The 21,932-nt window shown below is 68.2% G+C and carries 18 protein-coding genes; 9 read left to right on the plus strand and 9 right to left on the minus strand.

The window, feature by feature from the left end; translation table 11 throughout:
- Positions 1-5: 5 nt before the first annotated feature.
- From DN412_RS08120 to DN412_RS08140, 5 genes are all read right to left on the minus strand, one after another.
- Positions 6-1,166 (minus strand): porin, encoded by a 1,161-nt coding sequence (locus DN412_RS08120; protein ID WP_115014022.1) that lies wholly within the window; start codon positions 1,164-1,166, stop codon positions 6-8.
- Between the two features lie 133 nt (positions 1,167-1,299).
- Positions 1,300-2,055 (minus strand): dipeptidase PepE, encoded by a 756-nt coding sequence (gene pepE / locus DN412_RS08125; RefSeq protein WP_115014023.1) that lies wholly within the window; start codon positions 2,053-2,055, stop codon positions 1,300-1,302.
- A 42-nt stretch (positions 2,056-2,097) separates the two neighbouring features.
- Positions 2,098-3,282 (minus strand): aminotransferase class V-fold PLP-dependent enzyme, encoded by a 1,185-nt coding sequence (locus tag DN412_RS08130; protein ID WP_115014024.1) that lies wholly within the window; start codon positions 3,280-3,282, stop codon positions 2,098-2,100.
- A 54-nt stretch (positions 3,283-3,336) separates the two neighbouring features.
- The gene (locus tag DN412_RS08135; protein WP_115014025.1) at positions 3,337-4,944 is read right to left on the minus strand and encodes an OPT/YSL family transporter; all 1,608 of its coding nucleotides are present in this window, start codon (positions 4,942-4,944) and stop codon (positions 3,337-3,339) included.
- 64 nt (positions 4,945-5,008) lie between these two features.
- Positions 5,009-5,722 (minus strand): IclR family transcriptional regulator, encoded by a 714-nt coding sequence (locus DN412_RS08140; protein ID WP_115014026.1) that lies wholly within the window; start codon positions 5,720-5,722, stop codon positions 5,009-5,011.
- A 224-nt stretch (positions 5,723-5,946) separates the two neighbouring features.
- Here DN412_RS08140 and DN412_RS08145 point away from each other — a divergent pair, with 224 nt between their 5' ends.
- Positions 5,947-8,730 (plus strand): hypothetical protein, encoded by a 2,784-nt coding sequence (locus DN412_RS08145; protein WP_115014027.1) that lies wholly within the window; start codon positions 5,947-5,949, stop codon positions 8,728-8,730.
- 12 nt (positions 8,731-8,742) lie between these two features.
- Here the strand turns inward: DN412_RS08145 and DN412_RS08150 are convergent, their stop codons facing one another.
- Positions 8,743-9,498 carry an IclR family transcriptional regulator gene (locus DN412_RS08150; RefSeq protein WP_115014047.1) on the minus strand — a complete coding sequence of 252 codons (756 nt, stop codon included), beginning with the start codon at positions 9,496-9,498 and terminating at the stop codon, positions 8,743-8,745.
- A gap of 189 nt (positions 9,499-9,687) precedes the next feature.
- On the opposite strand from DN412_RS08150, the gene DN412_RS08155 reads away from it, so the two are divergent.
- From DN412_RS08155 to DN412_RS08190, 8 genes are all read left to right on the plus strand, one after another.
- Positions 9,688-10,728 (plus strand): LLM class flavin-dependent oxidoreductase, encoded by a 1,041-nt coding sequence (locus DN412_RS08155; RefSeq protein WP_115014028.1) that lies wholly within the window; start codon positions 9,688-9,690, stop codon positions 10,726-10,728.
- A gap of 218 nt (positions 10,729-10,946) precedes the next feature.
- Positions 10,947-12,947: a sigma-54-dependent Fis family transcriptional regulator gene (locus DN412_RS08160; RefSeq protein WP_115014029.1), complete on the plus strand. Its 2,001-nt coding sequence runs from the start codon at positions 10,947-10,949 to the stop codon at positions 12,945-12,947.
- Between the two features lie 226 nt (positions 12,948-13,173).
- Positions 13,174-14,250: an ATP-NAD kinase family protein gene (locus tag DN412_RS08165; RefSeq protein ID WP_115014030.1), complete on the plus strand. Its 1,077-nt coding sequence runs from the start codon at positions 13,174-13,176 to the stop codon at positions 14,248-14,250.
- Positions 14,251-14,335: 85 nt separating this feature from the next.
- Positions 14,336-15,337 carry a thiamine pyrophosphate-dependent dehydrogenase E1 component subunit alpha gene (locus tag DN412_RS08170; protein ID WP_115014031.1) on the plus strand — a complete coding sequence of 334 codons (1,002 nt, stop codon included), beginning with the start codon at positions 14,336-14,338 and terminating at the stop codon, positions 15,335-15,337.
- Positions 15,338-15,373: 36 nt separating this feature from the next.
- Positions 15,374-16,390, plus strand: a complete 1,017-nt coding sequence (locus tag DN412_RS08175; RefSeq protein WP_115014032.1) for an alpha-ketoacid dehydrogenase subunit beta — start codon at positions 15,374-15,376, stop codon at positions 16,388-16,390.
- On the plus strand, positions 16,390-17,502 hold the full coding sequence (locus DN412_RS08180) for an acetoin dehydrogenase dihydrolipoyllysine-residue acetyltransferase subunit (protein ID WP_115014033.1): 1,113 nt from the start codon (positions 16,390-16,392) through the stop codon (positions 17,500-17,502). The genes DN412_RS08175 and DN412_RS08180 overlap by 1 nt, the downstream gene beginning before the upstream one ends.
- Positions 17,503-17,578: 76 nt before the next feature.
- On the plus strand, positions 17,579-17,920 hold the full coding sequence (locus DN412_RS08185) for a carboxymuconolactone decarboxylase family protein (protein WP_115014034.1): 342 nt from the start codon (positions 17,579-17,581) through the stop codon (positions 17,918-17,920).
- Between the two features lie 45 nt (positions 17,921-17,965).
- Positions 17,966-18,724: a lipoyl protein ligase domain-containing protein gene (locus tag DN412_RS08190; protein ID WP_115014035.1), complete on the plus strand. Its 759-nt coding sequence runs from the start codon at positions 17,966-17,968 to the stop codon at positions 18,722-18,724.
- Positions 18,725-18,732: 8 nt separating this feature from the next.
- Here DN412_RS08190 and DN412_RS08195 read toward each other — a convergent pair whose 3' ends face one another.
- The 3 genes from DN412_RS08195 to DN412_RS08205 all read right to left on the minus strand — a co-directional run bounded on the left by DN412_RS08195 (position 18,733) and on the right by DN412_RS08205 (position 21,292).
- Positions 18,733-19,470, minus strand: coding sequence for a DUF3047 domain-containing protein (locus DN412_RS08195; RefSeq protein WP_115014036.1), 738 nt, complete (start codon positions 19,468-19,470; stop codon positions 18,733-18,735).
- Between the two features lie 226 nt (positions 19,471-19,696).
- Positions 19,697-20,518, minus strand: coding sequence for a hypothetical protein (locus DN412_RS08200; RefSeq protein ID WP_115014037.1), 822 nt, complete (start codon positions 20,516-20,518; stop codon positions 19,697-19,699).
- A 384-nt stretch (positions 20,519-20,902) separates the two neighbouring features.
- Positions 20,903-21,292: an OsmC family protein gene (locus tag DN412_RS08205; protein ID WP_115014038.1), complete on the minus strand. Its 390-nt coding sequence runs from the start codon at positions 21,290-21,292 to the stop codon at positions 20,903-20,905.
- Positions 21,293-21,932: the final 640 nt, after the last annotated feature.

Below are 21,932 nucleotides of genomic sequence, written 5' to 3' on the forward strand. Positions count from 1 at the left end.
AAAAGTCAGAACTGGTGGCGCAGGCCGACCATCACCGTGGTCTGGCTGTCGCGCCCGTCCAGCGGCTTGCCGCTGCCGCCGGTCCAGCTGGTGGTGTTGTTGCCGAACAGGCCCGACCAGTCGCCGTGCACACGGTCGTAGGCCAGCGCCAGGTAGGCATCGGTGCGCTTGCTGAAGGCGTAGTCGGCGACCGCATAGGCGGTGGTGCGGTTGCCGCTGAAGCCGTCGGCGCGCGTGCGGTGGTGCATCACGCTGCCGATCAGCGTGACGTTGCCGGTGACGGCGTAGCTCGCGCCCAGCGTGAAGAAGTCGTCGTGGCGGCTGCCGCCGAAGACCGAGCTGATGGCGGCGCGGTTGGTCGGCGTGGCTGCGGTCGACATGCTGGTGATGGTGGCCGTGTCGGTGCCGCCCTTGGACGAATCAAAGCCCGCGTCGCGGTCGCTGTGGATGTAGTTGGCGAACAGGCTGGCGCGGCCCACCGCGGCCTTCAGGCCGGCCAGGTAGATGCTCGCGGCGCGGCTCTGGCTGTCGCGGGTCTGCTGGAAGTCGCCCACCGCGCTGATCGGGCCTGCGGCGTACTTCACGCCGAACGACACCGACGAGGTCGCGCGGGTGTTGCCCGCGGTTTCGCCCAGCGCGTATTCGGCGATCACCGACAGCGGGCCGAAGTTGCCGGTGTAGCTGACGGCGTTGTCGTAGCGCTGGCCGGTCAGGTAGACCATCCACGCGTTCGATGGCGCCGCGCCCACGCCGAGCGGATCGACGTAGTACAGCATGGTGTTGGCCGTGGTGTACTGCCGGCCCAGTGCCAGCTCGCCCCACTGATTGCCGATCTTCACGTAGGCCTGGCGCCCGAACAGCTGGCCCTGCTGGTCCAACTTGCCGGTGTCGGCCAGCAGGCCGTTTTCCAGCACGAAACCGGCCTTCACGCCGCCGCCCAGGTCTTCAATCCCGCGCAGGCCGAAGCGGCTGCCGGACAGGAAGCCTTCGCCGCCCTGCTGCAGCCCGATCTGGGCTTGGCCCGCGGGGTTCGAATGGGACTGGTAGGTCAGCGCGGTATCGATCACGCCGTACAGCGTCACCCCGGACTGCGCCATCGCGGCGGCCGGCAGGCCCAGCAGCAGCGGCAGTGCCAGGCGGACGGCGTGGCGAATGGTCTGACTCATCTTGTTTTCTCCTCCAAAGGGCAAAAGGGGGCCCGCGCGGGCGGCATGGCGCGGCCCGCGGTGCGGTTTTCTGTTTGTTGTGCCCGGGACCGGCCCGGGTCAGAGCGTCAGCGGCTCAGGCAGTGCCGCCGGCTCAGGCCGCAAAACCCGGCCAGTCCTGCATGCCGGCCGGGCCGGTGATCTGCGACAGCGGGAAGGTCTCGCCTTCGCGGATGGTCTCGACCTGCCCTTCGGCCGGGAACCACAGCGCATGGCGCTCGCCCAGCACGGTGCCGTGGTTGCCGTCGGAGAGCAGCGCCGAACCCTCCGGCAGCGCGAACACCTGTTCCGGCGCGTTGATGTGCAGGAACTCCGCCAGGCGCTCTTCGCGGCTTTCGCCGTTATGGCCGGCGGGCTTGCCGCTGATGAAATGCGGGTTGATCTGGAACGGCACCAGCCCCAGCGCGCGCAGCGACGGCGGCTGCACGATGGGCATGTCGTTGGTAGTGCGGATGGTCGGGCAGGCGACGTTGCTGCCGGCGCTCCAGCCTACATACGGCGTGCCCGCGCGCACCCTGGCGCGGATCGCGTCGACGATGCCGGCGTCGTACATGCGCTTGAGCAGCGCAAAGGTGTTGCCGCCGCCGACCGCAATCGCTTCGGCCTGCGCCACGGCGCGCAGCGGGTCGGCGCTGTGGTGGATCGATTCCAGCGCGTAGCCCAGCTTCTCGAACACCGGCTTGACCGTGCCTTCATAGGTGTCGAAGCTGAAGGTCACGCCGGCGAACGGCACGAACAGCACCTTGCGCGGCTCGCGCCTGAGCAGCGTGTGGATCTGCTCGCCGGCGTGCTCGAGGTAGCCGAGGTTGTCCTTGCGCGAGCTGCTCATCAGGAGGATGCGTTGGGTCATGTCTTGGTTTCCGTCAGGAGTCTGGTGAGGTTCTTTGCGGGATCAGGCGATCGCGGCGCGGATCAGCGCGGCGACACGGTCGATCTCTTCATGCGTGTTGAAGTAGTGCAGCGAGACGCGCGCCATGGTGGACACGCCGTAGCGCGCCAGGATGGCGTCGGCCATGAAGTTGCCGGCTTCGATGATGCATTGCTGCGCTTCCAGCGCGGCAACGATGCGCGCCGGGTCCACGCCGCGCACATTGAACGGCACGATGCCGATGCGGTTGGCCACGTCGGCCGGGCCATACAGCTCGAAGCCGGGGATCGACGCGAACTTCGCCACTGCGTATTCGGTCAGGTCGCGCACGCGTGCCTCGATGGCGTCGATGCCGATCGCGGCCGCGTAGTTGATGGCGGTGCCCATGCCGAGGATCGCCGGCACGATCGGGCAACCAGCCTCGAAGCGCCTGGCGCCGGCCACCAGCGACAGGGCGCCGGTGTCGCGGTCGTAGGCGCCGTTCCACCAGCCCACCAGCGCGGGCTCGACTTGCTCGATCAGTGCGCGGCGCACATACAGGAAGCCCGAGCCTTCGGTCGCGCGCAGCGCCTTGCGTCCGCACCCGGCGAGGAAATCGCAGTCCAGTTCGGCCACGTCCGAGCGCAGCATGCCCACGCTCTGCGCGGCATTGACCAGCGACAGCACGCCGTGGCGGCGCGCCACCGCGCAGAGCTGCGCGGCCGGCTGCACCGCACCCGTCGAATTGGGCAGGTGCGAGAAGGTGAGCAGGCGCGTGCGCGCGGTGATGGCGGCCTCGAACGCCTCGGGCGACAGCATCCCTTCGGCGTTGGCCGCGACCATCTTCACGACGATGCCGTGCGATTGCTCCAGCCGGCGCCAGGGCAGCAGATTGCTCAGCATCTCGGTGTCAGCCACCAGCACTTCGTCACCGGCCTTCCAGTCGATGCCGCGCGCGACGATGGAGATGCTCTCCGTGGCGTTCTTGGTGAATGCGACTTCGTCGGAAGCGCAGTTGAGCAGCCCCGCCAGCGCCCCGCGCACTGCTTCCACGCGCGCATAGGTCTGCTTGCGGAAGGCCGGCAGGTAGATGCCGATATGACCGGTATCGAGCAGGTAGCTGCGCACGGTCTCGAGCACGGCGTCGGGCGGAATCGAGGCCGCGGCCGTGTCGAGATAGATGGTGGAAGCCGTCAGCGGGGTGTCGGCGCGGATTGCTTGGATATCCATGGAAACGTCTCGGTAAGGACAGGCGGGCGCAGCGCGTGCGCCCCGGGGTAAGGCTTACTTCTTCAGCTTGGTGACCGAGCCGAAGAAGCTGAACAGCGCGTCGCCGGCAATCACGCCGCCGGCAAAGGCGCTCATCTCGGCCACGTGCTTGTCACCGCGCAGGCGCTGCAGCACGAAGCGGATCGCGAGACCCGCCAGCACCGCCCAGCCGGCCAGCGGCGAGGCAATCAGCATCCCGGTCGAGAGCAGGATGCCGAGCTGGCGCCTGGAGCCGCCGATCAGCTGCAGCAGCGCGCCGGGGATGGCCCAGATCACCAGGTTGCGGGCGATCTCGGCCGACGAGCCCGCCTTGATCGAGGCCGCGTAGACGCGGTCCACCGGCGGGATCATGTTCTGCGCGAAGAAGGTGCGGTGGAACACCAGCACCACCACCGCGGCCACCGCGAAGCCGATCATCGCGGCCAGGAACTGCTGCTTGCGCCCGGCCAACTCGGCCTCCATGTCGCGGCCTTCGCCGCGCAGCAGGTAGCCGGTCTTGAGGTCGTAGCCCATGTCGGCAAAGGCCGGGCCGGTGGCGGCCGAGAAGCCCACCAGCACCGCCAGTGCCGTCGGCGGGAAGCCGATCAGGATGCCGATGGTCAGCGTGATCAGCGCCACCGCGAAGGCCGGGAACCAGCCCGAATGCATCGCCGCGATGCCGACGATCAGCTCATGCACGTAGGCGGCAAAGGCGGCATACAGCACGAACACCACCAGCATGCCCGGCGACATGTCCGAGACATGGCCGGCCAGCACCGAGATCAGCAGCGCAATCGCCAGGTAGACCAGGAAGCCGCCCGACAGGATGCGGCTGGCGCGCGAGGCCGGGACTTCGACGGTGCGCGCGTCCGCGGCCGGGGCGTTGCGCGCACGGCGGATTTCATTGGCGACCTGGAACAGCGCCACGATGCCCGCGCCGATCATCAGGCCGTGCGGGATATAGGCCTTGGCGATGTCGACGCCGGTCAGCGCCACCGAATAACCGCGCACCAGCAGGCCGATGCCGAACATGGTCAGCGCCGCCAGGTTGCCCAGGAAGGCCGCGCCGAACGCGGACATCGGCACGCCCAGCCAGGCGCCGCCGACCCCCACGGCAATGCCCAGGCCCAGGAACGCCGCCTTGCGCCCGCCGCGGTCGCCGGCCCAGATGGCCTCGGCCGTGGCGATGCCGGCCGGCCAGGTGCCGGTGGCGGGGAAGATCTTGCTGCCGAACAGGAAGTACAGCATGGCGCCGTCGACGAACATGGCGATCACCGCGCCGATCAGCATCGGCGTGGCCAGTTCCGGCATGCCCATCGCATACGGAACGCCGATCGGGATCATCAGCGAGTTGGCGGCGCCGAAGGTGGCCGACGAGATTGCCGTCTGCACCAGGTTCTGCCGCTCCAGCACGCGGAAGCGCCGCGTGATCTCCAGCGGGATGCGCGAGAACACGATCGCGATCAGCGCGCCGATGATCGAGGTGTTGGCCGAGATCCCCAGCGACACGATCAGCTGCATGCCGATCATGGCGCCGAACACTGACAGCCCCACGGAGACCAGCAGCAGCAAGGGCTCCATGAAGCGTGTCCGTGTCGCAGGCTGCGCCGCCATCGGCGCGTTCAGTTGTGTTGGCATGGTCATGTTGTCCACCGCTCCCCGTAGTGTTGTCTGGTTTTGTCTGTTGTGTGTGATGACTTGTGCGCGCTCAGCGCATGAAACCCGCTACCGGGCCGATGGTGTTGCGCGCCATGCGCAGCGCCTCCAGCAATCGCGGCATGGCCTCAGGCGTCAGGCGCTGCAGCGGGCCGGCGATGGCCAGCGATCCCACCACCGCCTGGGTGTCGCGGTGGCGCAGCGGCAGCGCCAGCCCGGCCACCGTGGCGGCGGATTCCTCGCAGGTATAGGCCCAGCCGTCGGCGCGGATCTGCGCCAGCCGCGCCTCGAGGTCGGGCGCGTCGCCTGCAACCTGGCGCCGGAACGCTTCCGGCTGGAACGCCAGCATGGCCTTGGCGTGCGCGCCCGCGTCCAGCGCGAAGCGCTGTCCCACTTCGATTGAAAAGCGCAACTGGTGCTGGCTTTGCGCGATGTCCGTGCACAAGCCCTCGCCACCGTCCAGCCACGACAGGAACACGGTCTCGCCGGATTCGCGCGCCAGTGCCTCCAGCGCGGGCTGCACCACCTCGGCCGGCGAAAACGTCTTGCGCATCACTTGTCCCAGTTCGAACCAGCGCAGCCCCAGCCCGTAGCGCCCCAGCGCGTCCTGCACCAGTAAGCCGTTGGCGGCAAAGGTCGCCAGCACGCGGTGCACCACGGCGTGGTGCACGCCGCTGTGGCGCGCCAGTTCGCGCACGCCCCAGTTGGGCTGGCGGACGGTGAAATGGGTCAACAGCGCCAGGGCGCCGTCCAGGGTCTTGAGCATGGTTGCGGGTTGCTTCGACTGCTTGTGTCTCTGTATAAGAGACAACGTCTCTGATACAGAGAAATGCTAGGCCTCGGCCCGAGCCGCAACAATCAGGGTTAACTCGGGGTCAGGCGGGATCGGATGGCGGCGCAGGGCGACTATTGGCCGCGCCGGCGGTGCGGCAACGACGGAGCGCCGCCGCCTATACTTGGCGCAGACCGACTGTCACCGGGAGGACGCGCATGGCCGCGGAACACCACGGAACCGGCGGATCCGGCGATGAGGCCGCCCGCATTGCCCAGCGCCGCCGCCAGCTAGGCATTGCGCCGCGCAGCGACGATGGCCAGCGCAACTGGGCCCTGGCGCTGTCCGGCGGCGGCATCCGCAGCGCCACCTTCTGCCTGGGCGTGATGCAGGCGATGGCCGGTACTGCGATGCCGGCCAAGGCGGCAGCGCCGTCCCCCGCGCCGGAAGCCGCGACGCCGGCCGCCGCCGCCGGGGCCGCGCAGACCGTGCCGGAACTGGCTTCGCTGCTGGCGCAGTTCGACTACCTGTCCACCGTCAGCGGCGGCGGCTACCTCGGGGCCTTCTTCGTCAGCCTGTTTGTGCCCGGACGCTTGCGCCGCGGCACCGGCCCGGCCCAGGCGGCGGCCGATGCCTATCACACGCTGCAATGCGAGCCGCCGGGGCGCATCCATACCTCGGTGTCCTATGCCAACGATCCCGGCCGCGGCGCGGTCGCGTGGCTGCGCGAGAACGGCCGCTACCTGTCGCCCACCGGTGCCGGCGACAACCTCTATGCCGCCGCGCTGGTGGTGCGCAACTGGCTGGCCATGCATTACGTGATCGGCAGCGCGCTGCTGGTGTTGCTGGCGGTGCTGGCGCTCGGGCAACACATTGCAGTGGGCGTTTTCTACGGGCTGGGGCGCTATGAGATGGACCTGCTGCATGACGCGCGGCAGGCCTTCAACCAGGGCGAATGCGCGATCTGGTGGAGCACCCTGCTGTGGCTGCCGCTGGTCACCGCGCTGGCTGGCGCGGCGCCGCCCGGGCTGGCCTACTGGCTGATCTACCCGCGCGCCAACGACCCGCAGGCGACGGCGCGCTTCGTGGGCCCCGCGCCGCTGCTTGCCATGCTGCAGGGCCTGCTGTTGCTGGCCGCGGCGCGCTGGTCGGAATGGCTCGGTCCGGGGCTGGTCATCGGCAAGCTTTTCTTCGCGTTAGGCGTGCTGATGTTGCTGGGCGTGCTGTCGTGCCTGGCGCTGCTGCAGGGCGAGCCGCCCACCGTGGCTGCCTATCGCGTGCGCGCCACGCGCGCGTTGCGCGGTGCCCTCACGCTGACCCTGTGGCTGGGGGCCCTGGGCATTGCCGACACCGTCGCACGCACCGCTTACCTTTATGCCCACCAGGCCCACCACCAATGGGGCGCGGCGCTGCCGCTGACCGTGCTGGGCGTGCTGGTCTGGCTGGTGCGCTACGGTTCGCGCTGGCGCGACGCCGGCCGCCAGGGCAGCGCCGACACGCCGTGGCGCGCGCTGTGCGCCCGGCTGCCGGTGTCGCTGCTGGCGGGCGCGGTGGCGGCCGTGCTGGCCCTGCTGTTGTTCGTGCTGTGGTCGTGGCTGGTGCTGTGGGTACGCTGGGACGGGCGCGAGCCGGTCGACTGGCTGGTGTTCGGCAACGCCTATACCGGCCCGGCGCTGGCCACGCTGCTCGTGGTGAGCCTGGTGCTGGCGCTGGTGATGGGGCGCTTCGCGGGCTTCCTGAACCTGTCGACGCTGCACCCGTTCTATGCGGCGCGGCTCACCCGTGCGTACCTGGGGGCGTCCAACGGTGAGCGCTTTGCGGCCCCCGATCATCCGAACGGCGACCCGGACGGCAGCCTGCGCCCCCGCTTCAGCGTGGCCGAGCCCGTTCCCGGCGACCAGCTCAGCCTGAACACCTATTACGATCCGCGCGTGCTGGCGCCGCTGCACCTGATCAATGTCACGCTGAACCTGACCGTCGACCCGGCCGAGCAACTGGTGCAGCGCGACCGCAAGGGCAAGCCGCTGTGCCTGGCGCCCGGCCCCTGCGTGGCGCAGCCCGGCGCGGCCGCGGCGATCCCGCCGGACGCCTACGCGCGCTTCACCATCGACGGCCGGGCTTGCTGCCCGGACGTGTCACCGCCGTCGTCGGGCAAGCTGGCCGAATGGCGAACGGTGGGCGACTGGATGGCAATCTCGGGCGCAGCCGTCTCCACCAGACTGGGGCGCGCGACCACGCTGGGCACAGCATTGCTGCTTGGCCTGGCGAACCTGCGGCTGGGCATATGGTGGCCGTCGTATCCGGCCAGCCACGCGCGCGAAGGCGGCCGCCGGGGCCGCGCCAGGCGCCTTCCGGAACGCGCCACGCATCCGTGGCTGGCCGCGGGCATCGCGCTCTTTCGCACGCAGTACTACCTGGGCTGCGAACTGAGCGCGCGCTTCCATGGCACGCGGCGCGGCTGGCAATACCTGTCCGACGGCGGGCATTTCGACAATACCGGCGTGTACGAACTGCTGCGCCCGGACCGCGACGTATCGCTGATCGTGCTGTGCGACTGCGGCGGCGATCCCGACTACCGCTTCGGCGACCTGGCCAACGTGATCCGGCTGGCGCGCATCGACCATGGGCTGGAGATCGTGGTCGATACCGAGGCTGCCACCACCCACCCGGTGCTCAGCCGTGTCTTCGGCGTGCCGGACGACTTCCTGCCGGGCGCGCCGGCGGCCGACAAATGCGCCGTGCTGCTCAACGTCTACCGCACCGGCCCGGAGTGCGGGGCGCCACGCGCGCGCACCTGCCGCATCGTGCTGCTCAAGCCGCGGCTGGTGTCATGGGCGCCGGCCGACGTGCGCTACTACGGCGCGACCCATCCAGCGTTTCCGCAGCAACCCACCGGGGACCAGTTTTTCGATGAGGCGCAATGGGAAAGCTATCGCGCGCTGGGCCATGCGATCGGCCAGCGCGTGCTGGGCGGGGCGGTGGGCAAGGCCCTGTTGGTGTAGGCGACCGGTCAGTCAGCGCACGAAGCCGATGACGTCTTCGAGCCGGCCGCTGGCATCGCGCAGCGCGTCCAGCAGGCGCGGCACCGCGGCTTCGTCCAGCCGCTGCTGCGGCCCGGCGATGGCGACCGAACCCACTACCGCGCTGCGGTCGCGCGACCACAGCGGCAGCGCCAGGCCGGCCACGCTGGCGGCGGCTTCTTCGCGCGTGTGGGCCCAGCCGCGTTCGCGCACTTCGGCCAGCTGCTGCTCGATGCGCTCGCGGTCCAGCGTCGTATGCGGGCCCATGCGAGCCATGCCCTGGCGGTAGACCTCGTCGCGGAAGGCATCATCCTGGAAGGCCAGCATGGCCTTGGCATGCGCGCCCGCGTACAACGGGAAGCGCTCGCCCAACTCGATCGAGAAGCGCAGCTGGTGCTGGCTCTGGACCAGCCCCACGCACAGGCCTTCATGGCCGTCGAGCCACGACAGGAACACGGTCTCGCCGCTTTGCACGGCGAGCTTCTCCAGCACCGGGCGCACGATCTCGTCGGGCGAGAAGCTCTTGCGCACCACCTGCCCCAGCTCGAACAGCCGCAGTCCCAGCGAATACTTGCCGCTGGCCGCGTCCTGCACCAGGAAGCCGTTGGCGGCAAACGTGGCCAGCACGCGGTGCACCACCGCGTAGTGCACGCCGCTGTGCTTGGCCAGCTCGCGCACGCCCCAGGTCGGCTGGCGCACGGTGAAGTGGGTCAGCAGGGCCAGCGCGCCGTCCAGTGTCTTGAGTGTCATCGCTTGTTCCTTCGCATCGGGCTGCATGGTACGGGCAAGCGCGGCGCGACTCAATCTTTCGCGCCCGCGAATATACCCACGCCGTCCGAAGGGCCGCGATCTGGCCGCCAGCACGATCGCGGCGGGGTCTCTAAGATAGCGAGCCATACGCATTGCCCGCGTGCGGTGCAGGCCGCCCGCCTCAAACTCATGAATCACGACTCGATCCCCACCGGAGCAGGCGTTACCTGGTCCGTCCTGGACCTGGCCCCCATCCCGGAAGGCAGCGACGCCGGCCAGGCCATGCGCAACTCGCTCGACCTGGCCCGCCATGCCGAGCAACTGGGCTACCACCGCTACTGGCTGGCCGAGCACCACAACATGCCCGGCATTGCCAGCGCCGCCACCGCCGTGCTGATCGGCTATGTCGCCAACGGTACCAGGACCATCCGCGTGGGCTCGGGCGGGGTGATGCTGCCCAACCACTCGCCGCTGGTGATCGCCGAGCAGTTCGGCACGCTCGCCTCGCTGTACCCGGGGCGCATCGACCTGGGCCTGGGCCGCGCGCCCGGCACCGACCAGGCCACCGCGCGCGCCTTGCGCCGCCACCTGTCGGCCGACAGCGCCGATACCTTCCCGCAGGACGTGGAAGAACTGCAGGCCTACTTCGACGATGTGCGCCCCGGCCAGCGCCTGCGCGCGGTGCCCGGCGCCGGGCTCAAGGTGCCGATCTGGCTGCTGGGATCGAGCCTGTTCAGCGCGCAGCTGGCCGCGGCCATGGGCCTGCCGTTCGCCTTTGCATCGCATTTCGCGCCAGGCTTCATGCGCCAGGCGCTGGACCTGTACCGGCGCACCTTCCGGCCCTCCGAAACGCTGGACCGGCCCTACGTGATGCTGGGCCTGAATGTGTTCGGGGCCGAGACCGGCGACGAGGCGCGCCGCCTGTTCAGCTCGCTGCAGCAGCAGTTCCTGGCGCTGGTGCGCGGCACCCCCGGGCAGTTGCGTGCGCCGGTGGACGATATCGAATCGCTGTGGAACGAGAGCGAGGCCGACCATATCCGCCGCTCGCTGGCCTGCTCGGTGGTGGGCGACCCAGACGCCGTGCGCGCCGGCATGCAGCGCTTTGTCGACGACCTGCGCCCGGACGAGCTGATGCTGACCGGCCAGATCCACGACCACCAGGCGCGCCTGCGCTCGTTTGCCATCGCCGCCGACGCGGCGCGCGGCCTGAAGACCGCTTCGGCCCTCTGAGCGCCTGCGGCTCTCCGGTATGGCGTGCGCCGCACTTGCAGCATGCGCCCGCCGGCGTGCCGCGAATCCTGTTTGCGCACCGCCGATCGGCTCGGATACATTAGAAGGCCCGAGACCGAGAGAGGCGCGGCTCCCGCAGCACGCGCCCGACAGTCCGCCCGATCCACCGCCCCATCCACAACACCTGGGGCCGACGGCAGCGACGACAGGAGACAGCGATGGACCTGCGGCAACGCGAGCACATCGAGACGGTGGTCCAGGCGACCACATACCTTCCCCCGCCGGCCGTGCTTGCGGACCGGATCGCGCACGACGCCATCATCCAGAACTCATGGCGCCGCTGCGTGCACCAGTACGGCCTGGATCCGTCGCGCATGCAGGAGGCGCGCATCCTGCCGCAGCCGCGCCTGCGCGAGCACCAGGAGCGCATCGACGACTTCGCCCGCATCGCGCGCCACGGCCTGCAGAGCCTGTACGGGCAGGTGGCGGGCCTTGGCTACGTGGTGCTGCTGACCGATGCGCAGGGGGTGACGGTCGACTATATCGGCAATGCCCGCACCGACGCTGCACTGCGGCATGCGGGGCTTTACCTGGGCGCCGAGTGGAGCGAAAGCGGCGCCGGCACCTGCGCGGTCGGCACTGCGCTGGCCACCGGCCAGGCGCTCACGGTGCACCAGGCCGATCATTTCGATGCCACCCATATCCCGCTGACCTGCACTGCGGCGCCGCTCTTCGACACGCACGGCAACCTGCACGCCATCCTCGACATCTCCGCGCTGACTTCGCCGCAGGCCAAGGACAGCCAGGGGCTGGCGCTGCAGATGGTGCGCATCTACGCCGCGCATATCGAGAACGCCTACTTCTTGCGCGCGCACCGGCGCGACTGGATCCTGAAGCTGAACGTGGCGCCCGAGTTTGTCGACGTTAATCCCGAATACCTGCTGGCGCTGGACGACGCGGGCCGCATCGTCGGCCATAACCACCGCGCCAGGCTGATGCTGGAGAGCGAACTCAGCGGTGCGCCGGGTGCCACGGTGCTGGGCCAGCCGTTCGAGGCGCTGTTCGACGCACGCATGGACGACCTGGGCCGCTATGTCTACTCGCGCCCGAGCGAGCAGCGGCTGGTGGCGCTGAACCGTAGCAGCGGCCTGCTGTACCTGAGCGTGCTGCCGCCGGCGCTGCACTGGCAGGCGCCGGCCGCGGAAACACAGGTGGCGATGCCGGATGCGCTGGCGGCGCTGACCGGCGGCGATGCCGCGCTGCAGCAGCAACTGCAGCGCGCAGCCCGCCTGGTCGATTCCCCCATCAACCTGCTCATCCACGGCGAGACCGGCAGCGGCAAGGAGTTCCTTGCCAAGGCCCTGCACCTGGCCAGCGCGCGCCGCGACGGCCCGTTCGTGGCGGTGAACTGCGCGGCGATCCCTGAAACGCTGATTGAAAGCGAGCTGTTCGGTCACCTGCCCAACAGCTTTTCCGGCGCGGGCCCGCGCGGTAAGCGCGGCCTGATCCAGGAGGCCGACGGCGGCACGCTGTTCCTGGACGAGATCGGCGACATGCCGCGCGAGCTGCAGTCGCGGCTGCTGCGCGTGCTGGCCGAGGGCGAAGTGTTGCCCGTCGGCGCCGCACGGCCGGTGCCGGTGCGACTGCGGGTCATCTCGGCCACGCACCATGGCCTGGAGCAGCTCGTGGCCGAAGGGCGCTTCCGCGAAGACCTGTATTACCGCCTCAACGGCGCGCGCTTCACGCTGCCGCCGCTGCGCGAGCGAACCGACCTGGACTGGCTGATCCGCAAGCTGTTGCAGGAAGGCAGCGCGCAGGGCAGTGAAGTCAGGCTGTCGCCCGCCGCACGCGAGCGGCTGCATCGCCACCGCTGGCCGGGCAACCTGCGCGAGCTGCGCAACGTGCTGGAGTACGCGCGCGCGGTCTGCGCCGACGGCTATATCGACCTGCAAGACCTGCCCGACAGCCTGGCCGGGCCGGCACCATCCGCGGCGCTGCAGCAGCCAGCACCGCCATGTACCGGCGCGCCCGCCGATCCGCACCCGTTGCCGCCGGAAGGCATGCTGCTGATGCAGTACCTGCGCGCCTCCGGCTGGAACCTGAGCGCGGTCGCGCGGCAGATCGGCGTCAGCCGCATGACGCTGTACCGGCGCATGGAGCGCTACGGCATCCAGTCCCCCAACCGGCGCGACGGCGGCGTCGAGCCGCCCGACGCATAGGCCGGCAGGCAGCACGGCGCCCGCGCCCGATACGACTGTCCATCCCCTGTACACCTGCGCTGTGACATCTGTCACAGCGCAGCGTCGTTTTTGCCCTGCCGCCTCGGGGTAATCCCGCAGGTTCGACCCCGCTGACACCCCGATTTCCCATGTTTGCACTGCCCGCACGCACTGGCACGGCCATTGCAAATACGCCTGGCAAGACAACGACAACAGGAGACAGGCAATGGGGCACGCAGCAGGCGCCAGCGCGCAGATCGCGCCAGTGGTCGGCATCATCGCCAACCCGATTTCCGCGCGCGACATCCGCCGCGTGATTGCCAACGCCAATAGCCTGCAACTGGCCGATCGCGTCAATATCGTGCTGCGCCTGCTGGCCGCGCTGGCGTCCTGCGGGGTGCAGCGCGTGCTGATGATGCCGGACCGCGAAGGGCTGCGTGTCATGCTGGCCCGGCACCTGGCGCGCCGGCAGGGGCCGGACTCGGGCCTGCCCCAGGTCGACTATGTCGACATGCCGGTCGCGTCGCGCGTCGACGACACGCTGCACGCCGCGCGCTGCATGGCCGATGCGGGCGTCGCCGCCATCATCGTGCTGGGCGGCGACGGCACCCACCGCGCGGTGGTGCGCGAGTGCGGCGCGGTGCCGATCGCGGGCCTGTCGACCGGCACCAACAATGCCTACCCCGAAATGCGCGAGCCCACTATTACCGGGCTGGCCACCGGCCTCTATGCCACCGGCCGTATTCCCGCCAGCCAGGCGCTGGCATCGAACAAGCGCCTGGACATCGTCATCCGCGACGGCAACGGCGGCTTTCGCCGCGATATCGCGCTGGTCGATGCAGTGATTTCGCACGAGCATTTCATCGGCGCGCGCGCCTTGTGGAAGACCGACACGCTTGCCGCGGTCTACGTGTCCTTTGCCGACCCCGAGGCCATCGGACTGTCATCCATCGCCGGGCTGCTGGAACCGGTAGGCCGGCGCGAAGAGGGCGGACTCGCGATCGAGCTGGCCGCGCCTGGCGAAGGCGAATTCGACCTGTGCGCGCCGATCGCGCCTGGCCTGATGTGCTCCGTGTCGGTGGCCGACTGGCAGCGGCTCGAGCACGGCCGCCCTCATCGCGTGCGCCAGCGCAGCGGCATCGTCGCGCTCGACGGCGAGCGCGAGCTGACCTTCGGGCCTGACGACGAAGTCACCATCACGCTGCATGACCACGCCTTTCGCAGCATCGACGTCGCGGCGTGCATGCGCCATGCCGCGCGCCATCACCTGATGCGCAGCGTGCCGCAGCACGCCTTTGCCTGATGACGCCGCGGGCAAATGCAGCAAATGCCCGCGTCATGCCCCCGCTTTTCTTGAAGTGCAACACCTGAAAACGAAGGAGACAGACATGACAGCCAGAGCTTCTCAAGATTCCGCCGCGCTGCCGCTCGACAAGGAGACGTTGCTGACGGTGTACCGGAAGATGCGCACCATCCGCGATTTCGAAGAACGCCTGCATGTGGACTTCGGGCGCGGCGATATCCCGGGCTTCGTCCACCTGTACGCGGGCGAAGAGGCCACGGGCGTCGGCATCCTGCACCACCTGAACGACGGCGATCGCATTGCCAGCACGCATCGTGGCCATGGCCACTGCATCGCCAAGGGCGTCGATCCGGTGGCGATGATGAAGGAGATCTACGGCAAGAAGGGCGGCTCGTGCAATGGCAAGGGCGGCTCGATGCATATCGCCGACCTGTCCAAGGGCATGATGGGCGCCAACGGCATCCTGGGCGCGGGCGCGCCGCTGATCTGCGGCGCCGCGCTGGCGGCCAAGTTCCGCGGCAAGGGCGAGGTCGGCATCACCTTCTGCGGCGACGGCGCGTCCAACCAGGGCACCTTCCTGGAAAGCCTGAACCTGGCCGCGGTGTGGAACCTGCCGGTGATCTTCGTGATCGAGAACAACGGCTACGCCGAATCCACCTCGCGCGACTACGGCACCGCCGTGGACAGCTACGTCGACCGCGCCGCCGGCTTCGGCATCCCCGGCGTAACGGTGGACGGCACCGATTTCTTCGCGGTCCATGAAGCCGCTGGCGAAGTCATCCGCCGCGCACGCGAAGGCGGCGGGCCGTCGCTGCTCGAATGCAAGATGGTCCGCTTCTACGGCCACTTCGAAGGCGATGCGCAGACCTACCGCGCCGCCGGCGAACTCGACGACATCCGTGCCAACAAGGACTGCCTGAAGCTGTTCAGCCGCACCGTCACCCAGGCCGGCGTCATCGCGCGCGATGAGCTCGACGCCATCGACCGCGAAGTCGCCGCGCTGATCGAGCATGCCGTGCAGGAAGCCAAGGCGGCCCCGCAGCCAGGTCCCGAGGACTTGCTCACCGACGTCTACGTCAGCTACTGATCCGCCACGCGCAACCCCAATCATCAGGAGACAAACATGGCTCGCAAACTGAGCATCAAGCTGGCGATCAACGAGGCGATCGACCAGGAAATGACCCGCGACCCCAGCGTCATCATGCTGGGCGAAGACATCGTCGGCGGCGCCGGCGCGGACGGCGAGAAGGACGCCTGGGGCGGCGTGCTGGGCGTGACCAAGGGCCTGTACGCCAAGCACGGCGACCGGCTGCTGGACACGCCGCTGTCCGAATCCGCCTACGTGGGCGCCGCCATCGGCGCCGCCGCCTGCGGCATGCGCCCGATCGCCGAGCTGATGTTCATCGACTTCATGGGCGTTTGCTTTGACCAGATCTTCAACCAGGCGGCCAAGTTCCGCTACATGTTCGGCGGCAAGGCCGAGACCCCGGTGGTGATCCGCGCCATGGTCGGCGCGGGCTTTCGCGCGGCCGCGCAGCACAGCCAGATGCTGACGCCGCTGTTCACGCATATCCCCGGCCTGAAGGTGGTGTGCCCGTCCACGCCGTACGACACCAAGGGCCTGCTGATCCAGGCGATCCGCGACAACGACCCGGTGATCTTCTGCGAGCACAAGAACCTCTATGGCCTGGAAGGGGACGTACCGGAGGGCGCGTACGCCATTCCGTTCGGCGAGGCCAATATCGTGCGCGACGGCAAGGACGTGTCGATCGTCACCTACGGGCTGATGGTGCATCGCGCGCTGGAAGCGGCGGCGACGCTGGCCAAGGAAGGCATCGAGGCCGAGATCATCGACCTGCGCACGCTCTCGCCGCTGGACATGGACACGGTGCTGGAATCGGTCGAGAACACCGGTCGCCTGGTGGTGGTCGACGAGGCCAGCCCGCGCTGCAATATCGCCACCGATATCTCGGCGCAGGTCGCGCAGCAGGCCTTCGGCGCGCTCAAGGCCGGCATCGAGATGGTGTGCCCGCCGCATACGCCGGTGCCGTTCTCGCCCACGCTGGAGGACCTGTATATCCCCAGCGCCGCGCAGATCGTGGCCGCCGCGCGCAAGACCATGAAGGGAGGCAAGCACTGATGGCAACCGCAATTATTCCGATCGTGATGCCCAAGTGGGGCCTGTCGATGAAGGAAGGCACGGTCAATGCCTGGCTGGTCGACGAAGGCACCGAGATTACCGTGGGCATGCCGATCCTGGATGTGGAAACCGACAAGATCGCCAATGCGGTGGAGGCGCCCGACGCGGGCACGCTGCGCCGCAAGGTGGCGCAGGCCGGCGACGTGCTGCCGGTGAAAGCGCTGCTGGGCGTGCTGGCACCTGCGGAGGTGAGCGATGCGCAAATCGATGATTATGTCGCGGCTTATGAAACGCCGGCGGACGACGGTGGCGAAGAGGACGCCGCTGCCGCGTACCATTTTGCCGACGTCGACGGCATCCGGGTTCGCTATGCCCGCAAGGGTGACGGCGCACAGACCGTGCTCTTCATCCACGGATTTGGCGGAGACCTGGACAACTGGCTGTTCAACCTCGACCCCCTGGCCGACGCGTACACCGTTGTGGCGCTCGACCTGCCCGGCCATGGACAGTCGTCGCCGCGGCTCGCGGGCACGACGCTGGCGCAGATGGCCGGCTTTGTAGCGCGCTTCATGGACGAGACCGGGATCGAGGCGGCGCATGTGGTCGGCCACTCGATGGGCGGCGGCGTGGCCGCACAGCTGGCGGTGGATGCGCCGCAGCGGGTGCTGTCGGTGGCGCTGGTGTCGCCGGTGGGCTTCGGCGACGCCGTCAACAGCGGCTATACCGAAGGCTTCGTCAACGCGCAGTCGCGGCGCGAGCTCAAGCCCGTGGTCGAACTGCTGTTTGCCGATCCGGGGCTGGTCAGCCGCCAGATGCTGGACGACCTGCTGCGCTACAAGCGGCTGGACGGCGTCGCCGAGGCGCTGACGGCGCTGGGCCAGGGACTCTTCGGCGGCGGCCGGCAGGGCGAGCAACCCGGTCAGCGACTGGCCGGCAGCGGCAAGCGCGTGCTGGTGGTGTGGGGCGGGCAGGACCGCATCATCCCCGCCGAGCACGCTGAAGCGGCGCCGCCGGGCGCAACCGTCAAGGTTTTCCCCGATGCCGGCCACATGAGCCAGATGGAGAAAGCCAATGACTTCAATGCGCTGCTGAAGACGCACCTGGCCGGCTGATGCCGCGCGCGGACGGTGCTGCCGTGCGCCGTCCGCGCTGCCTGCCTGCTTCGAACGACTCACCACAGGACACCCCATGACCACAGACCCGAAAACCCGCCTTGCGGAGATCAACAAGCAATTCGGCGCGCTCGGCCAGGCCCAGCCCGCCGCCATGAGCGCCTTCCAGGGCGTGATGAAGGCGGCCACCCAGGAAGGCAGCCTGCCCGCCGCCGTCAAGGAACTGGTGGCCGTCGCGCTGGCCGTGCAGAAGGGCTGCGACGACTGCGTGCTGTTCCATACCAGCCAGGCGCTGCGCCATCGCGCGACCCGCGAGCAGCTAGCGGAAGTGCTGGCCATCAATATCGAGATGGGTGGCGGGCCCGGCGCCATGTATGCGTCGAAGGCGCTGGCGTACTTCGATGCGCTCAGCGCATAGTTGCTAGACTGGTCACGTTGCCATCCCCGGGGCAGGTGCCATCCGATGCCGTTTGAATTTGTCGAGACAGCAGGTGCAGGTAACGCGGGCAACGACCCGCTGCAGGATGAACTGGCCCTGCTCGACCTCGCGGCGCAGGGCCGGCAGGTGGCGCAGCTGTGGGAGGCGCCGCTGTCGCTGGTGGTGCCGCGCACTTACCTGCGCCATGCGGCCCTGGAGACCGCGCGCGCGGACTTCGCGCAGCAGGGATGCCCGGTGTTCCTGCGCATGTCCGGGGGCGGCCTGGTGCCGCAGGGTCCCGGCATCCTCAACCTGAGCCTGGCCTACGCAGTGGCCCAGCCGCCGGGCGCGCTCAGTGACGCGGTCTACCTGCATCTGTGCCAGGTCATCGGCGCGGCCCTGCAAACGCTCGGCGTTGAGACGCACTGGCAGGCGGTGGCCGGCTCCTTCTGCGACGGCCGCTACAACCTGGCCTGGGGTCCGCCCGAAGCCGCGCGCAAGATCGCCGGCACGGCCCAGTACTGGCGACGCGCGCCTGCCGCCATGCAATCGGCCGACGGCCAGCACCACCTGGTGCTGGCCCATGCGGTGCTGCTGGTCGGCGCCGACCCCGTGCAGATCAACGGGCGTGCCAATGCCTTCGAAGCGGCCATCGACAGTGACCGGCGCTATGACGCCGGCAAGGTCGTCAGCGTGCGCGAGGCGCTGCTGGCCGGCGGGCGCGCGGTGGACGATGATGCCGCGCTGATGACGCAGGTCGCGGATGCCCTGCGGCGAAGCGTCAGGCAGACGCCGCCGCCCTAATCCCTCGCTCAGCCCCCTGGCAGGAAGCGGATGTCGCCATACCAGGCGCGGGCGGTGGCATTGGTGTTGTCCGTGTCGGTCAAGATGCCGTAGGCCTTGATCTGGCCCGGCGGTTCGTGGAACACCCGCTCATAGTCCTGCGTGACATTGCGGCGCAGGTCTTGCCATTTGCCGGCATCGTCCGCGCCGGATACCACGATCATCTGCACGCGGCCGGTATGCGGGTTGGGAATGACGCTGCCGGGTGCGGCGCTGGTCGACCAGATATACATCAGCGTGGCGTAGGGCAGTTCCTCGCCGGCCAGGGTCTTGGCCAGTCGCATCATGGTGCGGTCGCCCAGCGAAAGCTTGCTCTTGTCGCCATCGAAGAAGAACACCAGGCGCGCCGGCGCATCCTCATGCGCGCCTTCGCGGTTATCGGCGCCTGGAATCGCGCCTTCGGCCTTCCAGCGCCAGGCCACCTCCGGCGTGCGGGCCAGATCCACGTTGCCTTCATGCATCAGCGCCGAGGCGGAATGGTTGGCGTCGGCCTGGAGCACCGTGGTGTTGCCATCCGCCACGAGCTGATAGTCGGTCCTGGCCTTGCCTGCGGCGACAGGTAGATTTTTCCAGCCCGGCGGCAATGGGCCGCCCGGCTTGAGCGCGGCGATGGCGAGTCCCGGCTTGTCGCTTTGCGCCGGCGCGGGAAGCGAGCCAAGCAGCAGCGTGGCATACAGGGCAATGCGCAAGGCGGACAGGGTCGTCATGGCTGGTGGGCGCGAAACGGTTCAGACCGGAGGCAAAGCTTGTGCCTGGTGGCTGGCCTGACGCGAGCAGGCGATCGTCCCAAAAAAATCGCGGCCCACGCGGGGCCGCAAATCGGGAATGCGAGGAGTGTCAGTATCCTCAGGAGACGTTATCGGCGCAAAGCGGCCTCCCAAGACCCCACCTTGGTGGGGTCTGTCGATCACAGGGATGAAGGCGAGTGACCGCTTACGCGATGAGATAGGTGGAACGCGGATCCGGGTTGATGGCCGCGCGCAATTTTCTGACATTGGCCTCCAGTTCCGCATGAGCGGCATCGAGCCAGTCCACGCGATGCCTCACAGGATCCTTGGCTGACAGGGCGCTGGCCGCGATCTCGCGCAGGAAGTAGCGCACCATGCTGCCGGCGCGCGCCGGGACCGGCATCATCCCCAGCAACTGGTGGCGCGCCAGCAGCCGGAGGCTGACGGCATGCCTCAGCCCGGCCCAGGCGGTACGGCCGAGGGCGATGTACAGGGCATCGGTGCGCATCTGCCGCACGGCGCCCAGGAACCGGGTCTCGAAGACTTCGCGCAACATCGGCACATCCTGCAGTTCTTCCAGGGGGCCGTCGAACGCCAGGCCGCGCCGCGTGGTGGCATGCGGCAGCAAGGCGAGTGGCTGCAGGCGCTCGAAGCCGTCGTTCCACAAGGCCGCGGCGTGCGGCAGGCCGACCAGTTCCGGCACGCGGAAGTGGTCGAGCATGCGGATCAGGTTGGGCCGCACCAGCTTGCCGCCCAGCTCGACGCGGCGCTTGTTCTCGCGCTGGATCACGCGACCGGGCGCATGGGTGCGCATCAGTTCTTCGGTGACGGCGGCGGCCAGACGCACATGGGCATGGCCGGGCGTGGTGCTGACCAGCACCAGGTGCGCCTGGGCGTTCAGGTATTCGCTAGGCACGTAGTGCATGGCATACGTGCCGTTCTGCGCCACGACGACCGGTTTGGCAATGACGCCGGCTGCCCCCGCAAGTCGCACCTGCGCGCAATACGCTTCAATAAAGTTGGTCAAGGCATCCCCCGCTCGCTACGGTATGTAAGCATTTTTTTTATTTTTGTGCTTTCCGTTCATGGTAAGTCGGCGATGCATGGCAGACCAAGCGCACGACCCCGGTTTGGACGGAATGCGGCGAATCCTTGGTGCGCCGGCCAACACATCTGTTGGGGCTACCCCCGAACGGGTGGGCCCAAAAACGGATTTCGCGGCGGCCAAGATACTGCACCGCCTGAGTCAGGGCGATGACACGGCGGTGGGTGCCGGAAGAAGAGATCGGACACAACAGTGTCCGGTCAACCAATTAGCTGACTCAGGCCGTGTCAGAATCCGAGTCTTTAAATGATAAAGATTATCATTTGTGTGTTGACGGCAGCCAACGGAGGACCTTGTTGCGTGAGCTCAGGTAATCGAGGTCTGGATGGAGAATTGTCCGGACAAGGTCTTATGCACCGGGCAGCGGTTTGCCACGCGCAGCAGGTCGTCCAGGATCTGGGGCGTGAGTTCCCCGCTGACCTTGACCTCGCGGTTCATCGTATATGTGCCGTTCGCTTCCTCGTGGCCGACGGACACGTGGACTTCGGTGACTACGTAGCCCTTGCGCTTGGCGTACAGCTGCAAGGTCAGGGTAGTGCAGGCAGCCAGGGCCGAGTCCAGCAGGTCATGCGGGTTCGGATATTTCGTGTCGCCGCCGGCCGAAGCGTCCAGGTCGGCCTGCCACTCGGCCGTGCCGTTGGTCAGGTGGCAGATGCTGTTGCCCTGGCTTGGCTTCCATGTCGCTTGGATAGTCATCGAACGTCCCCATCTATAAGAGAGCGGCCCCACGGGCCGGAACGGTCATTCTATAAGTAGCGCTGCTTCATGGCCGAGGCATTGAAAAAGGCACTTTTGAGGCAATTTGGCTTTTTCCCGATAAACCCCTTGCCAACCCCGCCGTGCTCGCATATTATTCGCCCCCCTCGCAACACAACGCAGCGCTGCAAAGCAGACGGGGCGCGGGTTACGGGGTCGACCGGGAAGGTTGGCGCAGCGAAGTCAGCGCGCCGGCCGCAGCAAAAAAAGATTGCTGAAACGGTTGACGAAACGAAGAAAGCTCTGCATAATCTCGTTTCTCTGCTGNGTTTCTCTGCTGCTGACAACGCAGCGACGCAAACGGCAAAGCCGGTGCGGGTCCGGACGGTAACGAACGGACGAGTTCTTTAACAAACAAACAACCGATAAGTGTGGGCGCTGGGTAGCGGACGCCGCTGTCTTCGGACAGTGATGCTTCACAAGTTATACAGTGCTCGCACAGCAAAACGTGACTGGATCTTCGGATCTGGTCAGTCAGTTTTCTGAGAGTGAGCGACCGCTCGAAAGAGCGAGGACCCGCGAGGGTCCACACAGAGATTGAACTGAAGAGTTTGATCCTGGCTCAGATTGAACGCTGGCG

The organism is Cupriavidus lacunae (assembly GCF_003353055.1).
Lineage (GTDB): Bacteria > Pseudomonadota > Gammaproteobacteria > Burkholderiales > Burkholderiaceae > Cupriavidus > Cupriavidus lacunae.